This is a genomic window from Halocynthiibacter sp. SDUM655004 (assembly GCF_026015885.1).
Lineage (GTDB): Bacteria > Pseudomonadota > Alphaproteobacteria > Rhodobacterales > Rhodobacteraceae > Falsihalocynthiibacter > Falsihalocynthiibacter halioticoli.
Genome location: NZ_JAPDUG010000002.1, coordinates 421,405 through 435,455, shown reverse-complemented (window position 1 = coordinate 435,455; position 14,051 = coordinate 421,405). Strand labels below are relative to the sequence as shown.

Annotated in this window: 16 protein-coding genes; 10 read left to right on the top strand and 6 right to left on the bottom strand. The window is 51.9% G+C overall.

Features of this window, described 5'->3' with window-relative positions; genetic code table 11:
• The first annotated feature begins 33 nt into the window (after positions 1-33).
• Complete coding sequence (locus tag N9C89_RS09775) at positions 34-570, top strand: cupin domain-containing protein (protein ID WP_263953694.1); 537 nt, start codon at positions 34-36, stop codon at positions 568-570.
• Here the strand turns inward: N9C89_RS09775 and N9C89_RS09770 are convergent.
• The 6 genes from N9C89_RS09770 to N9C89_RS09745 all read right to left on the bottom strand — a co-directional run bounded on the left by N9C89_RS09770 (position 567) and on the right by N9C89_RS09745 (position 5,979).
• Positions 567-1,064, bottom strand: coding sequence for a GlcG/HbpS family heme-binding protein (locus tag N9C89_RS09770; RefSeq protein WP_263953693.1), 498 nt, complete (start codon positions 1,062-1,064; stop codon positions 567-569). The two genes, N9C89_RS09775 and N9C89_RS09770, sit on opposite strands and share 4 nt — an antisense overlap.
• A gap of 9 nt (positions 1,065-1,073) precedes the next feature.
• On the bottom strand, positions 1,074-2,429 hold the full coding sequence (locus tag N9C89_RS09765; RefSeq protein WP_263953692.1) for a TRAP transporter large permease: 1,356 nt from the start codon (positions 2,427-2,429) through the stop codon (positions 1,074-1,076).
• Entirely contained in the window at positions 2,426-3,055 is a 630-nt protein-coding gene (locus N9C89_RS09760) for a TRAP transporter small permease subunit (RefSeq protein ID WP_263953691.1), read from the bottom strand. The genes N9C89_RS09765 and N9C89_RS09760 overlap by 4 nt, the downstream gene beginning before the upstream one ends.
• 82 nt (positions 3,056-3,137) lie before the next feature.
• Positions 3,138-4,166: a C4-dicarboxylate ABC transporter substrate-binding protein gene (locus tag N9C89_RS09755; protein ID WP_263953690.1), complete on the bottom strand. Its 1,029-nt coding sequence runs from the start codon at positions 4,164-4,166 to the stop codon at positions 3,138-3,140.
• Between the two features lie 109 nt (positions 4,167-4,275).
• Positions 4,276-5,574, bottom strand: a complete 1,299-nt coding sequence (locus tag N9C89_RS09750) for a malonyl-CoA decarboxylase (RefSeq protein ID WP_263953689.1) — start codon at positions 5,572-5,574, stop codon at positions 4,276-4,278.
• 18 nt (positions 5,575-5,592) lie between these two features.
• Positions 5,593-5,979: a YciI family protein gene (locus N9C89_RS09745; protein ID WP_263953688.1), complete on the bottom strand. Its 387-nt coding sequence runs from the start codon at positions 5,977-5,979 to the stop codon at positions 5,593-5,595.
• A 127-nt stretch (positions 5,980-6,106) separates the two neighbouring features.
• On the opposite strand from N9C89_RS09745, the gene N9C89_RS09740 reads away from it, so the two are divergent.
• The 9 genes from N9C89_RS09740 to N9C89_RS09700 all read left to right on the top strand — a co-directional run bounded on the left by N9C89_RS09740 (position 6,107) and on the right by N9C89_RS09700 (position 14,024).
• Positions 6,107-6,766, top strand: a complete 660-nt coding sequence (locus N9C89_RS09740; protein ID WP_263953687.1) for a malonic semialdehyde reductase — start codon at positions 6,107-6,109, stop codon at positions 6,764-6,766.
• A 13-nt stretch (positions 6,767-6,779) separates the two neighbouring features.
• Complete coding sequence (locus tag N9C89_RS09735) at positions 6,780-7,238, top strand: OsmC family protein (protein ID WP_263953686.1); 459 nt, start codon at positions 6,780-6,782, stop codon at positions 7,236-7,238.
• Between the two features lie 24 nt (positions 7,239-7,262).
• Complete coding sequence (locus N9C89_RS09730) at positions 7,263-8,351, top strand: C4-dicarboxylate TRAP transporter substrate-binding protein (protein ID WP_263953685.1); 1,089 nt, start codon at positions 7,263-7,265, stop codon at positions 8,349-8,351.
• Positions 8,352-8,371: 20 nt separating this feature from the next.
• Positions 8,372-9,001, top strand: coding sequence for a TRAP transporter small permease subunit (locus tag N9C89_RS09725; protein WP_263953684.1), 630 nt, complete (start codon positions 8,372-8,374; stop codon positions 8,999-9,001).
• Between the two features lie 2 nt (positions 9,002-9,003).
• Positions 9,004-10,311, top strand: coding sequence for a TRAP transporter large permease (locus N9C89_RS09720; RefSeq protein WP_263953683.1), 1,308 nt, complete (start codon positions 9,004-9,006; stop codon positions 10,309-10,311).
• A gap of 19 nt (positions 10,312-10,330) precedes the next feature.
• Positions 10,331-11,206 (top strand): dioxygenase, encoded by an 876-nt coding sequence (locus N9C89_RS09715; protein WP_263953682.1) that lies wholly within the window; start codon positions 10,331-10,333, stop codon positions 11,204-11,206.
• A gap of 27 nt (positions 11,207-11,233) precedes the next feature.
• Positions 11,234-12,445, top strand: a complete 1,212-nt coding sequence (locus tag N9C89_RS09710) for a LeuA family protein (RefSeq protein ID WP_263953681.1) — start codon at positions 11,234-11,236, stop codon at positions 12,443-12,445.
• Between the two features lie 63 nt (positions 12,446-12,508).
• On the top strand, positions 12,509-13,123 hold the full coding sequence (locus N9C89_RS09705) for a GntR family transcriptional regulator (protein WP_263953680.1): 615 nt from the start codon (positions 12,509-12,511) through the stop codon (positions 13,121-13,123).
• 145 nt (positions 13,124-13,268) lie between these two features.
• Complete coding sequence (locus N9C89_RS09700) at positions 13,269-14,024, top strand: class I SAM-dependent methyltransferase (RefSeq protein ID WP_263953679.1); 756 nt, start codon at positions 13,269-13,271, stop codon at positions 14,022-14,024.
• Positions 14,025-14,051: the final 27 nt, after the last annotated feature.

Below are 14,051 nucleotides of genomic sequence, written 5' to 3'. Positions count from 1 at the left end.
CTCCAGAGACGACGAGGGGAGCAGGCTGTGTATATGAGCATTTCGAAGACGGCGCCAAGCGCGAGTGATCTGCTGGCATCTTGGCGCTATACAGGAGCGAACAGCCCCGCAATGGCGGCTGGCATTGCTCAGATCGGAGCGCACGGCGACATTTGTTTTGCGCTTTCGGCCAACGCGATTCAGGGCAGTGACATCCATGGCTGTGAAAAGATTGATGATGTCGTCGCGCCCTTTGCTCTGCGGGTGGATGAAGTTGCTTTTCCCATCGGTGCAATAGCGCATCGACATACCCATGCCGGTGCTGGATGGCGGTATCTTGTCAGCGGATCGCTTCGCATCGAGACAGAACATGGCGCTGAGGTTATGGAGCCAGGAATGAGTTGGTTTGAACCGGCGGATAATCCGGTGCGTGCCGTTGCCCTGCAAAAATCCGGTGATACGCGTTTTGTACGATGCATGGTGATCCCGCACTCGTATGTCGGACGTTCGACCTTCAATCTGTGTGATCCCAAAGACGCCGATTTGCCGCGTTTGCAAGTAACACACCGGCATTTTGATCACGCTTTCTAAGTTGAGGCTGGATAGTGATCAGACAAAGATGAAGTGCGCCATTCCGGGTTGGGCTCAGAAGGCTCGGATGCATAACCCACGGATTTGATGGCTTCGATCGCGCAGTATTCATCTTTGTCTGAGGTATCACCAGAGATGCCAACAGCACCAAGAGTTATCCCTTCGGCGTTTTCGATCAGGACACCACCAGGAACTGGGATGAAGCGTCCGTCTGATGCTGCGGCAATTGCATTCTGAAAGGCGGGCCGTTCTGACAGTCGGTCTCGGATCAAACGGCTAGAAATTCCCATGCCAAGCGCGCCATAAGCCTTGCCAAAGGCAATGTCGAACCTTGTAAGGCCAGAGCCATCTTCGCTTTGCATCGCAATAAGTTTGCCGCCAGCATCAAGGACAACAACTGTCAGTGGCAGTAGCGAGGCTGTTCGCCCAAGCGCCAGCGCCTGGGCGATGATACCATTGGCTTTTTCAAGCGGGAGAGTGGTTTGCAATCGCATGCTAACTCCTTAGCTGGTGGCGCCCCAAAGGCCGTCCCACCACATTCCAAAATCAAAGTTTGGCAGCCAAGTTACGATCTCTGGGAACATCAAAAGGGCTGCGATGGTAATCACGTCGGCGACAAAGAACAGGGCTACGCCGCGGAATACGGTTCCGAGCGGTATATCTGGTCGCACGCCATTGACGACAAAACAGTTCAGGCCAATCGGTGGCGTGATCAAGCAGACTTCTGCCATCTTAACTGCGATGATCCCGAACCAAATCGGATCAAACCCGAGCGCGATGACCGCAGGATAAACCACAGGTAGCGTCAACAGCAGCATCCCTATGGCATCCATAAACATACCCAATACCGCATAGGCCAATAGGATACAGATCATAATCGTCATCGGTGCTACGTCGAGGCTTACAATCCATTCGGTGAATGCGCCTGGGATGCCGGAAAACCCAAGGAACCGAACGAAAATCAATACACCCCAAATGAGCGAGAAAATCATCACAGTCAGTTTCGCGGATTCCATGAGGGAATCCTTGATGGATTTCATTGGCGTTCCGCGCGCTATGGCGAGGATGAACACCACGAAGGCCCCTAATGCGCCAGCCTCGGTTGGAGTGGCCCAACCGCCGTAGATCGCGGTCATTATTATTACAACGACCAACAGGATCGGCGAAATGCCGGGCAGGGTGCGCGCACGTTCGCCCCACGTGAAGCCCTTTACGGATGGTGCGGACCCCGGTTTCACCATGGCCCAAACGACAATAATACCCGCGTATACAATTGCCGAGAATATGCCGGGTAAGAAGCCTGCCAAAAGGAGCTTACCAACCGATTGTTCCACGATGATGGCATAGATCACAAGGATCGCGGAGGGGGGGATCAATGTTGCCAATGTTCCTGCTGATGCAACAACGCCAGCGGCCATGCGCCTATCGTAACCGTATTTCAGCATCTCAGGAATTGCCACACGACTAAAGACGGCGGAGGTGGCTGTTGATGCGCCGGAAACTGCTGCAAAACCTGCCGTGGCGAAAACAGTGGCAACGGCAAGCCCACCTGGCATCCAGCCAAGCCATTTACGGGCAGCATCAAACAATTGCTGTGTCATACCGGCGTGAAATGCAAGAAACCCGATAAAGATGAACATCGGCAAGACCGATAGAGCATATGTTGAGGATTTGGAGTGGGGGATGGTGCCTACAATGCCTGCAGCAGGACCCCACCCCCGCAGTTCAATCAAACCAACGAGACCAACAAAGGCCGCCGCAAAAACGACGCGAACACCGAGGAGGATCAGAAACAGGAGCAATGCAAGCGTGATAATCCCGACCAAAAACGGGTCGGACATTCCAATACCTAAAATCATGGCCGTCCCTCCGTGTCTGAAAGGTCGGAGTCATCACCCATAACTTCGTGGATTTCGTCTTGTGCCTGTTCAGCAACGTCTTTCATTATGACTACGGCAACCGGTTCTTTCGTCGGATCAATCACCAACCGCACCGCGCCGAAAAATTGAAGGGCTAGACGACACCACCAGATCGAGAAGGCGATTGGAACAAGCAGTTTTGACGGCCATGTGACGTATTCTGCATCAATTGTTGTATCGCCAAGTGTATAGGCGCGCATGAAATGGCCGAAGCCATAGTAAATCAGTACACCAATGACAAAGAGCGCAATCGCGGCCCCAAAGGCTTCAGCCACCCAAAGCGCACGCCCCGAGAGCCCACCGATCATCAATTCCATGCGGATATGGCTGCCCATGCGTTGCGTGTAAGCGGCACCAAGAAAGGCCATGCTTGCCATCGATAGTTCGACAAGATCGATGTAACCGGCGATTGGCGAGTTGAATACTGTGCGCAAAAGTATCTGCGCGACACCGAGGAACATCAGGGCCATAATCGCCGCTGCGGCGAGGAGATTAGCCAGATCTTCTATCGGGATCAGTCCTCTATTGAGCCGGCCAAGTAGCCCACCCGTTTGTTGTTGCTGCATCGCCATCATTCATCCTTTGAGCAAGCGGTCGTTCGCACGAGCGCCTTTAATGGCGCCCGTGCTGTTTACCCAGACAGTTGTCTTATTGGTTTTGAGCTTCTTCGGCGTGCTCGAAGATCGCGTCGAAAACACCTTGTGCGTCGAATGCATCAGAGTTCGCTGCAATCCAAGCATCCCAAACTGGTTGCCCGGCGATTTTTCGGAACTCTGCAAGTTGCTCATCGGAATAGACGATTTCGGTCAGGTTTTCGCGGAAAACCGGAAGGTTCTTCTCGTCTTGCTCGGCATAGGCAGCCTGTTCAACATCCATTCCCATGTCGCGCAGGTCCATGAGGAGCGTTTGGTACTGCTCTGGCAGAGCGTCGTAGGCACTCTTGTTCAGAACCCAGCCACATTCGGACGTGCCCGGTGCGAGGTTTGATGTAAACCAGTCGGCTTCTTCTGAAATGCCAAAGCTGACGTGTGCATATGTGTATGGGAACGCCGCGGCATCAACAGCACCGCGTTGAAAGGCAGTTGAAGTTTCGCCTGCAGGAAGCGTTTGCTTGATTGCACCCAAAACTTCCATCGCATCTCCAAGGCCACCGCCAGCGCGAACCCGAAGACCTTCCCAATCAGAAAGCTCTGTGGGGGCATCTCCTTTGCCAAGTATCTCGTATTGAGGCAGCAAGCCGGAGAGGTAAGGAAGGGCGTTCCATGCTTCCATATCCGCAACGATTGCAGGATGTTCGAACATGTGTGAGCGGACGTATTTATCAACGGCCGGATCGCCAAGTGGTAGGAACGGGAGCGAGAACACCATCCAAGCGGGGTTCTTGCCAGGATGGTAGAAGTTACAAATTGCTGCGCCCTCGAAAGCGTTCAGCTTCAACCCGTCCAAATTCTCGCGACTGCTGGACAATTGCCCACCATAGAAAATTTGGATGTCGAAGTTCCCACCTGTTTGCGTGCGAATTTCTTCTGCAATCGCTTCCATACCCGCCGAGAGCGCACGAGGATTGCCCCACATTGACAGGCTCCAGTTTACTTTGGGCCCTTCGATTGTTTGTGCTGCTACGGCCGTGGATGACAGAAGCATCGCGCCGAAGGCGAGTTTTTGAATGAGTTTCATGAATTCCTCCCAGAATTTTTTGGGGCGTTCGCCCGCTCTTTTATGTCCCAATTATGAGACCGTTCTATTGCCGGATTGCAAGCTCGTTGGGCTTGGACCGGACAATTTCTTAAGTAGTCAACTCCTGTGGCTTGGCTTTGAACGGACCTTTCGCGAGAGTTTTGATCGCGCGAGTGGCGACGATCTTTCCTTCAAGTGCGAATTCCTCGTGGTTTCGTTCAACGCGTTTCAAATCATAGAGATAGTTGACCATTGCGCCGCTTGATTGATTGCGGCCATTTGTAGAGCTGTCGGCATTTGCGTGCACGTCATAAACTTCCGCACCATTCCCAAGATGGAACCGCGCAACCGGATCAAAGGGAGCGCCAGAGCTGGATTTTGCATCTAGAAGGTAGTGAGCGGCGAGCGCACGAACATCTGTGTCAGTTGCATTTCCGTCCAGTACGGCAGCGGCCTTCGCTCCGATCAATTTGTCTTCTCGTTGGCTGTTGAGCCATGTGTTCAATCGTGGAATTGGCGAGAGCGTGACAAAATGGGTCAATTGCGGAAGCTCTTGGGAGAGTTGCCGGACAACCTGTTTGATTAAAAGGTTGCCGAAGCTGATCCCCTTTAGCCCTTGCTGACAGTTCGAAATTGAATAGAACACCGCTGCAGTCGCCTGCTCGGGCAAGAGCGGTTCGCGGCCCTCTGACAAGACATCGTCAACTGAACTGGGAATGTGATCGCTCAGCGCAACTTCTACGAAAATCAGCGGTTCATCTGGCATTGCAGGGTGAAAAAAAGCAAAGCAACGGCGATCTGGCGGGCTAAGCCTACGGCGCAAGTCATCCAGATCATCAATTTCGTGAACGGCCTCATAAGCAACGATTTTATCGAGAAGCGAGGCAGGGGCCATCCAGTCGATTTGTTTAAGAACGAGAAATCCAAGATTGAACCAGTTTCGCAGAAGTAGAGAAAAATCGATGTCCGAACGACCAAGCTCAGGATGTGATTTCATAAGACGAAGCAGGTCAACGCGCATAGAAACGAGATCTGCGGTTGCGCCATTCGGCTGGTTTAATCTGCCAAGTAATGTGCGGCGACCAGCCGCGGCTGCTTGCGTTACGCGTTCAAAATCCTGCGTGGCGCGAGTTTCTGCGTAGGTTTTTGCTAGGTCGACTAACTGATCTGCGTTGATATCTAGTTCGTCATTCATGAACTGAAAAAAGGCGAGCTTGTTTTCATCTGACAGGCTGCGATACCGCGCAAGGATTATTTCTGCGAGCTTATGGCCTGACACCTTTCCTTCTTCTGCAAGGAGAGCAAGGCAAAGTTGCCTGATGTCTCGAGGATCATTGTCGTTGCGCGCTGAGCGCCGACGATCGAATAAGGTAGTCAGGATATCAGGCAAAAATTTGTTGCGCTGCATGGCGAGCTCCGGTCCGCGTTAGGGTAGGGTGACAGATTGCGAGGACAGAGAGACGGTGAAGGTAAGTGACCCTTCGTTGACGAGCCATTTCCGAATTTCATAGGCGCGAGCGCCTGCTGCATGCATCGGGTCCGCGTCGGCGATTTTTCGCGCCGCATCAAGATCAGCTGCGCGATAGACGATCAATCCTTCGGCTTCCATCATCTCTCCGCTAGCGTCCGAAACGGGCCCTGCCATTACCAACTTGCCCGCCGCTTCCATTTCTTTTTGATAGGCCAAATGCGCGGGCAACGTCGATTTGACCAGCGCCATATCTCCGGAGGGTTTTGATTTAACAATAAAAAACTCCATCGCCAGTGCGCCGCGCTCTTTCGCTTCGCTCTTGTACTCTTCCCATTTTGGCATGCTGCGACTCCCTTTCGTTGACCTGATACTAGTGCCGATTTTATTTTCGTCAAAACAAAAATATCGATTTTATTGGACAACTGATAAAAAACACGACACTTTAGTGATGCGAATCTAGGAGGACCCGATGCAGCAAGACGCATCACTTGAGAAACTACGGGCAATTGCGCAGGCAGATGTCCGCGACATGCGCAGCGAACGAACAGAGTTGGATCAAGAAGACATCGACCTGATCCTTACGAGGGCGCGATCCCACTATGCTTGGACGGACAAACCGGTTTCGGACGAGGTGCTGCACCGCCTGTTTGATATTACCAGAATGGGCCCAACAAGCATGAACACGTGCCCCGCGCGCTTTGTGTTCGTGCGTTCCAAAGAAGGGAAAGAGAAGCTTGCGAAGTCTTTGAAGCCAGCCAATGTGCCGAAAGTTTTGGGTGCGCCTGTAACGGTTATCATCGCATATGACTTGGATTTCTGGACCGAGCTTCCGCGCCTTTTCCCGCATGAGGATCGGCGACCCCATTTTGAAGGGAAGCCGGAGCACGCGGAAAAAACAGCGTTCCGCAACGGCACGCTTCAAGGGGCGTATTTCATGATTGCCGCTCGTGCATTGGGTCTCGATATCGGTGCGATTTCGGGGTTCGATAACGCGGTTGTTGATGAAGAATTCTTCGGTGGAACAACTCTTAAATCGAACTTCCTGTGCAATCTCGGATACGCCGACGAAAAGGCGATTTTTCAACGACTGCCGCGCTTTGAATTCGACGACGTTTGTAAAATCGTCTGAGGAGGGGGCATTGATGGCAATTAAGATGAAAACCTCTGTGACGCTGGCGATCGAAGCTACCTGTTATGGCCATTCCGTTGCACAGGTGCGCACAAGAGATCTTGCGCAAATCATTGATGAGCCATGTGAGCGCGACGGAACAAACCTTGGTTTTACGCCGACGGATACTGCTTTGAGCGCTCTGGCCGGGTGCACAAACACAATCGGTCATAAGTGTGCAAAGAAACTGGGTGTCGACATTGGCAACCTCAAAATTTCGGTCAAATGCCGCTTTAACCGACTTGGCGTAACCTTGACCGAGGAGATCGATGTGCCGTTCGAAGAGATTGATCTGGTCGTTGTTGCGGATGGAAGTGCGTCTCAAGACGACCTGAACAAAGTGGCCGTTGAGGTCGCTAAATACTGCCCGCTTGCAAAGCTCTATCGCCGCGCCGGGACCATTATCAACGAAGACTGGCAATTAGCCGGATAACCACTTTTCTGGGAGGAGAAGACTATGAAGTTGACACGACGTATTGCTATGGCAACCACGGTTGCCTTTGGAATGATGGGGGCTTTGGGAGGAGCCGCCAACGCTCAAGAAACAATCAACATGACCGCGATTGACGGATATCCGGAACGCTCTATGTGGGTTGCTGAATTTTCGGGGTTTTTCATTCCGCGCGTGAATGAAATGCTGGCGGAAAAAGGCAATTACCAGATCAACTGGATGGAAGCCTATGGTGGCCAAATCGTTAAACCGCGTGGCGTGCTTGAAGGCATTAAGCTCGGACTTGGCGATATTGGAATCGTCACAACGATTTTCCACAACTCGGCCCTGCCTTCGCAAGGGATTTCCGCGGTAACCCCGTTCGTTTCGGCTGATGCCGTCGTTGTCGCGAAAGCCGTTGACGAAATCGCACGAGAATTCCCGCAAATGGGCGCGGAGTTGGCAGCGGAAAACCAAGTTTATCTCGCGACTGGTGTGGTGCTTGATACTTATCAGGTTTTCTCGAACAAGCCGATCAACAGCCTTGCTGACATGGAAGGCATGAAGATCGCAGGCGCTGGATATAACCTGCGTTATCTCGAAGGAATTCCGGGCGCTGCGGGTGTGCGCGGCGGATTGGCAGACTTCTATAATATGGTGCAAACAGGCGTCGTTGAAGCGGCTATGCTTTGGCCAGAAGCCGCCAAGACTTTCACGATTGCGGAAGTCGCACCTTACATGCTCGAAGCTGACCTCGGCGCTGTGAACACGAAGACCGTCACAGTTAATGCTGATGTTTGGGCTGAGCTTCCTGACGAGGTCAAAGAAGTTCTGCAGGCTGTTGCAATTGAATACCGTGACCACGTCGCGGGGATTGCGATGGATCGCGCTGCAGAGTCCCGCCAAGCCTATATCGATGGTGGCGGAACAATCGTCGAAATGACCGAAGAAGAGCGCAAAGCTTGGGCTGACAGCATGCCGAACATCGCAGCGGAATGGGCTGCAAACCTCGACAATGCGGGGGCTCCGGGCACCGAAATGCTCAAGGCCTACATGGGCAAACTGTCTGACGCCGGCTTCACACCGCTGCGCGATTGGGCGGCGGAAGTTAACTAAGTTCCGGTCTGGGGTTAAAGATGCGAGTCACGGTTATACGTAAAATTGAAAGTTGGGTCGTGATGATCGCGATTGCGGCCAATGTCAGCGGTGCGATGGTGCTGCTGGCGTTGGTGGCGATCATGAATGTCGACGTCATTTCGCGGAATTTGTTTAACGCACCGTTCCGCGGGGTCGTCGAGATTGTGATCTTTTCGCTCGCATTGATTGTCTTTCTGCAGCTTCCGGATGTCGTCCGAACAGGGCGGTTAACCCGCTCGGACGGATTTCTGGGACTCATGCGGGAAGGCACACCCCGTTTCGGCGAAACGTTGACGCGGTTTCTGGATGCGGTCGCTTGCGTGTTCATGTGTCTGATTGTTTGGGCAGTCTGGCCAGAGTTCACAGAGGCCTTTGAAAGTTGCCATTTCTTTACGCCCCCCGAATTCGGTGTTGCCCCTACGGGTGAATTTTGGGCGGATTTTAAAACGGCACTGGCGCGCTGCGATTACTTTGGAACTCCAGGAATTCTGCAGGCGCCTTGGTGGCCCGTCCGACTGGCCGTCGTTTTCGGCTGCGCATGGGCTGCAATCCTTTTCTTTTTCAAAGTGCTGTTGGGAGATGCGCATGGCACCCGACACGTCACGGCGCAATCCACTGGTGAGGTATAAACGTGGACCCAATTACTATTGGCATGCTGTCGGTCGGGGCGATTGTCGTCCTCGTTTACCTCGGCTTGTACATTCCTGTTGCTCTCGGTCTGGTGTCTTTCGTGTCCATTTGGATCATGTCGGGCAAATCGATCCTCGCCTTCAACTTTCTTAAGGTCGCTGTCGGCGACGGCGTGACCGAGTATAATTTCGCGACAATTCCATTGTTTACGCTGATGGGGCTGCTTGTCTCGAAGGCTCGATTGGGGCGCGATATCTATGACGTAATGAACTCGGCATTCCACCGCGTGCTAGCGGGCGTTGGAATGGCGACGGTCGGCGCGAACGCTGTGTTTGCCGCGATCACAGGCTCATCCATCGCTTCGGCCTCGGTTTTCACGAAAATCGCTGTGCCACAGATGCTTCGTTACAAATACAACAAACGTTTTGCGGTCGGAGTTGTGGCTGGCTCTTCAGTATTGGGGATGATCATTCCGCCGTCTGCGATGTTGATCATCTACTCTTTTGTAGCGGAGCAATCCGTGGGTGATATGTTCCTCGCGGGTATTATCCCGGGGCTTATCCTGACCGCTGTTTATATCTTCGCAATCTTCTTGATGGCGCGCTTTTGGCCTTCCTTTATAGGTGACGATATCAGCGCCGAAGACATGACACCAATGTCCGGGCGCGAGATGTTCAAAAAGGCTTGGCCTGTTGTGGCGCTCATCTTGTTGGTTCTCGGCGGCATCTATAATGGCTGGTTAACACCCGTCGAGGCCGGTGCTGCTGGTGCTTCCTTGGCTTTGGTTATCGCAGTGTTGCGTCGCTCGATGTCTTGGAAAGGTTTCTGGGAAACTTTGGTCGAAACAGGCCACATTACCGCGGCTATTTTGTTGTTGGTCACGATGGCGTCGTTCTATAGCCGTATGCTCGGTTATGCAGGTCTGCCCAATCAGTTGGATGCGGTTCTGCAATCATGGGATCTTTCCTTCTTCCAGATTATGGCGCTTTACGTGCTGCTGATGCTTGTTCTCGGAACACTGCTAGACACATCGTCCATTATCCTGATCGTTGTGCCGCTCTTCATTACACTGATTGAAAGCATGGGGCTGAGCCTTGTCTGGTTCGGGATTGTCACAGTTATTGGTGCGGAAATTGGTCTACTGACCCCGCCACTCGGCATTTCCTGCTTCGTCATCAAGAGCACCCTCGATGACCCTAATATCTCGCTTAAGGATGTGTTCCTCGGCTCACTGCCATTCGCTTTTCTAATGCTTCTGGTTCTGATCCTGATCATCCAGTTCCCGATACTCTCAGTCGCACTTCTCTAATCCACGGAGTTTCCAATCCATGAAAAACGTAACAATAGATACAATCACTCAGGCCTTTGTGGATTACTGTAGCGACGATACTGATCCACGCACGATGTTCCTGCTGACAAAACTCGTTGAGCATCTGCATGCTTTCGCAATCGAAACCCAGTTAACCCATGCCGAATGGAGTAGGGCGCTTAAGTTTGCGACAGATGCCGGCAAGATCACGGATAACGAGCGCAACGAGTTTGTGCTGATTTCCGATGTGACCGGACTTTCCTCGCTCGTCGACATGATTGGGTCGCAGCACGAGGGCACGTCTTCCAGCGTCCTTGGGCCATTCCACTCAGTGGGCGCTCCTCTTCTGCCAGTCGGTGGTGACCTCAAAAAAGATAACGAGGGCGCAACTGTAGTTGTCGAAGGATATGTTCGTGATCTGGACGGTAACCCCGTTGAAGGAGCGCTGATCGAGCTGTGGCAAACCGCGGAGAATGGCCTCTATTACGCTCAGGACAATACACAGGATGACTTTAACTTGTGCTGCTCCATGAAAACCGGTGCTGATGGCCGCTATGCCCTAACCACTGTTAAGCCAGCTCCATACAAAGTTCCGGATGATGGTCCAGTTGGGGAGTTGTTCCGCGCAACAGGGCGTACGCCTTGGCGGCCATCCCACTTGCATTTCATCGTTCAAGCAGACGGGCTTAAGCCGCTGGTGACGGAGGTTTTTGCCAATGGTGATCCGTACTTAGATTCCGACGCGGTCTTTGGCGTGCGGTCTGATTTGATCATGGATTACGTGGAATGCAGCGACCTTGATGCGCTTCCTGATGATCTGGAAATCGGACGCAATGCAACCGTGCCATATTTCAAGGTCGATTTCGATTTCGTCCTTGTCCCCGAAAACTCATGAATTCAATCCGTACAGAAGGAAACCGACATGCGTGAAACACATTTTGAAGAAGGTAAATGGTGGGTCAGCCCTTACAATTTCGAACCGGAAGTTCGAAGTGAATTGAACTTGGCTGAGAAAGTCGAAATTCATGACGCGACCCTGCGCGATGGCGAACAGACACCAGGAGTTGTGTTTTCGATAGACGACAAGATTGCAATCGCCTCTAAGCTTGATGAATTGGGGGTGGATCGGATTGAAGCGGGGATGCCTGCTGTTTCAGCTGATGATCAACAGGCGATCAAGGAAATCTCCAAGCTCGGGCTTAAATCCAAGATTTTCACCTTCGCGCGTGCAATGAAGACAGATATCGATCTTGCGTTGGAATGCGGCGCTGACGGCGTCGTCATCGAAGTTCCAATTGGTTATCCGAAACTTGTCACGCAATTTGGGTGGACATGGGAAGATGTTGCCAAGAAAACCGCCCCTATCATCAACTATGCGCGTGAAAACGGCCTGCAGACGCTATTTTTCCCGTATGATACCACACGGGCGCGCAAAGAGGATCTGACCAATCTTTGCAACTATATCATGGACAATGCGCCGCCAGATTCTATGGGTATCGTTGATACGATGGGCTGCGCGACACCAGAGGCAATCAAGTATATGGTGCGCTGGGTAAAGGACATGACTGGTCTGCCGATCGAGATTCACACACACAATGATTTCGGTATGGGGGTTGCAACCGAGTTGGCGGCCGTCTCCGCGGGCGCATCTTGTGTGCATTCTTGTGCGAATGGTTTAGGTGAACGCACAGGTAATGCGGCTCTCGAAGAACTTATGATGGGTTTGCATCTGCTTTACGGGTACGACACGCAGTATAAGCTCGACAAAATCCCTGAGCTTGCAGCGCTGATCTCTGAAAAGTCCAATGTTCCAATTGCGCAAAACAAACCCGTTCTTGGGCGCGGGAACTTCATCCGCGAGAGTGGCATTGGTATCAATCTCGTGATGAATGATCCGCTCGTCATGTTCGCCACGCATCCTGCGCTGACTGGCAAGAAAGGCGAAGTTGTCTTGGGCAAAAAGTCCGGTAAGGCTTCGATAATCTATAAGATGAGTGAGCTTGGCCTTGGTGAGTTGGATGACGATAAAATCGCAACGATCCTAGCTGAGGTGAAAAAAGCGGGCATTGCCAAACGGAATGTTTTGTCCGATGAAGAATTCGCGAACATTGTTGCAACCGTTAAGGCAAAATAATCAAGGAATAAGGCCATACCTTTCCAATCCATAACCACGACACAGTCGGAATCATCTACGAAGTTGGCATATCGTCAATTGCGTCAGTTGCTTTTAACCGGAGGTCTTGCTCCTGGAGAGAAGCTAAAGATTGACCGGCTTCGAGACGTTTTGGATATGGGGGCGTCGCCAATTCGCGAAGCTTTAAGCCTTTTGGTGTCGGACCAGCTTGTGGTCCGACACGAGCAACGCGGCTTTCAAGCCGCAGAAATCAGCCGTGAGAATTTTGATGAGATTCTGAACCTGCGCTCGACCCTAGAGAGCAAGGCACTGCGTCAGAGTATGGAGCAAACAACGCCAGAATGGGTGGAGGAGCTTGTTCTGATCCATCATCGCATGTCTCGGATGCGCGCTGTGGGTACCGAGGAATTCGAGTTCGAGCACAAGAATTTCCATATGGGTTTAATCGGAAACTGCAACTCCCCGCTCATGATGCGCATATGTAATCAACTCTATGATCTAAATATCCGCTATCGTTATATTGCTGCGCGATCGGACAGCTATAAAGGTCGTAACGTTGATGCCGAACACCAACAAATTCTGGATTCCGTGATCGCAGAAAACACGGACGAAGCCGTTAGACTCTTGCTGCTGCATTACGAGAAAACAGGTGATTATCTCAAAGCGTTTATTAAATAGAACGCCTGCCTCCCTATTGCGACCTCGTTTCTAATTGCCAATTCCTCTTCGAAGCCACCAAACTGGGCGCCCCTCGCTCAGATCGAGACAACTTCGTTTTCTGCTGGAAAATCTTCGCGAACCTGCGATGTTCAACGAGATCAGAATGACAGGAAATGAGCTAATGACGGATGCAGGTCAAATTGATGAAGCAAAGCCAATTGCGGCGTCTGAGCGTTATGGCCGTGGGCAGATCAATCTAACGGATTTAGCCGATCGCTTCGGCTCTGACAAAGGCTCTAAAAAGCATCGTTACTCCGAGCTTTACCAGATGTTGTTCCTACCGTACCGCGAGCGAGAATTGACGTTTCTTGAAATGGGCCTGCAGATCGGTGGCCCAGAGCACGGAAAACACGCGGATAGACCAACAACCGATGCGCCTTCCATTCGGATGTGGCTCGAATTTTTTCCCGATGCGCATATTCACGGACTCGACGTGTCGGATTTCAGTTGGTTTTCCGATTCTCGTTTTACGTTCCACCGATGTGACATGGATACGCGTGAAAATATTCGCGAAGCGATGCGTGACGTAAGCGAATTTGATATTGTCATCGATGATGCGAGCCATGCTTCACACCACCAACAAAACGCGTTTCTTGAGCTGTTTCAGAAAGTTAAATCTGGTGGTCTCTACATCATCGAAGACCTACGTTGGCAGCCACCAGAAATGGAGCGACCTGATTACCCGAAAACATCAGCGCTTTTCCAAGAATACATCAAGACAGGTGTGTTTGCTCATAACGATCCACACGTCGCAAAAGAACTTAACGCAGCGCGGATCGATATCTCCGGATGCTTCGTATTTCAGGCTAAATTCGACAAAAAACGCCGTGATCAGGTTTTGGTTGTTCACAAGCGCTAAGTGCGCGTTCGATTGCGAACCTCTGGC

What these genes read in the sequence shown, in the direction of transcription:
- N9C89_RS09760 (WP_263953691.1), bottom strand. Translation starts at nt 3,055, where the DNA reads ATGCAGCAACAACAAACGGGTGGGCTACTTGGCCGGCTCAATAGAGGA.
- N9C89_RS09725 (WP_263953684.1), top strand. Translation starts at nt 8,372, where the DNA reads ATGCGAGTCACGGTTATACGTAAAATTGAAAGTTGGGTCGTGATGATC.
- N9C89_RS09750 (WP_263953689.1), bottom strand. Translation starts at nt 5,574, where the DNA reads ATGCAGCGCAACAAATTTTTGCCTGATATCCTGACTACCTTATTCGAT.
- N9C89_RS09735 (WP_263953686.1), top strand. Translation starts at nt 6,780, where the DNA reads ATGGCAATTAAGATGAAAACCTCTGTGACGCTGGCGATCGAAGCTACC.
- N9C89_RS09775 (WP_263953694.1), top strand. Translation starts at nt 34, where the DNA reads ATGAGCATTTCGAAGACGGCGCCAAGCGCGAGTGATCTGCTGGCATCT.
- N9C89_RS09770 (WP_263953693.1), bottom strand. Translation starts at nt 1,064, where the DNA reads ATGCGATTGCAAACCACTCTCCCGCTTGAAAAAGCCAATGGTATCATC.
- N9C89_RS09740 (WP_263953687.1), top strand. Translation starts at nt 6,107, where the DNA reads ATGCAGCAAGACGCATCACTTGAGAAACTACGGGCAATTGCGCAGGCA.
- N9C89_RS09730 (WP_263953685.1), top strand. Translation starts at nt 7,263, where the DNA reads ATGAAGTTGACACGACGTATTGCTATGGCAACCACGGTTGCCTTTGGA.
- N9C89_RS09700 (WP_263953679.1), top strand. Translation starts at nt 13,269, where the DNA reads ATGACAGGAAATGAGCTAATGACGGATGCAGGTCAAATTGATGAAGCA.
- N9C89_RS09755 (WP_263953690.1), bottom strand. Translation starts at nt 4,166, where the DNA reads ATGAAACTCATTCAAAAACTCGCCTTCGGCGCGATGCTTCTGTCATCC.
- N9C89_RS09710 (WP_263953681.1), top strand. Translation starts at nt 11,234, where the DNA reads ATGCGTGAAACACATTTTGAAGAAGGTAAATGGTGGGTCAGCCCTTAC.
- N9C89_RS09715 (WP_263953682.1), top strand. Translation starts at nt 10,331, where the DNA reads ATGAAAAACGTAACAATAGATACAATCACTCAGGCCTTTGTGGATTAC.
- N9C89_RS09765 (WP_263953692.1), bottom strand. Translation starts at nt 2,429, where the DNA reads ATGATTTTAGGTATTGGAATGTCCGACCCGTTTTTGGTCGGGATTATC.
- N9C89_RS09745 (WP_263953688.1), bottom strand. Translation starts at nt 5,979, where the DNA reads ATGCCAAAATGGGAAGAGTACAAGAGCGAAGCGAAAGAGCGCGGCGCA.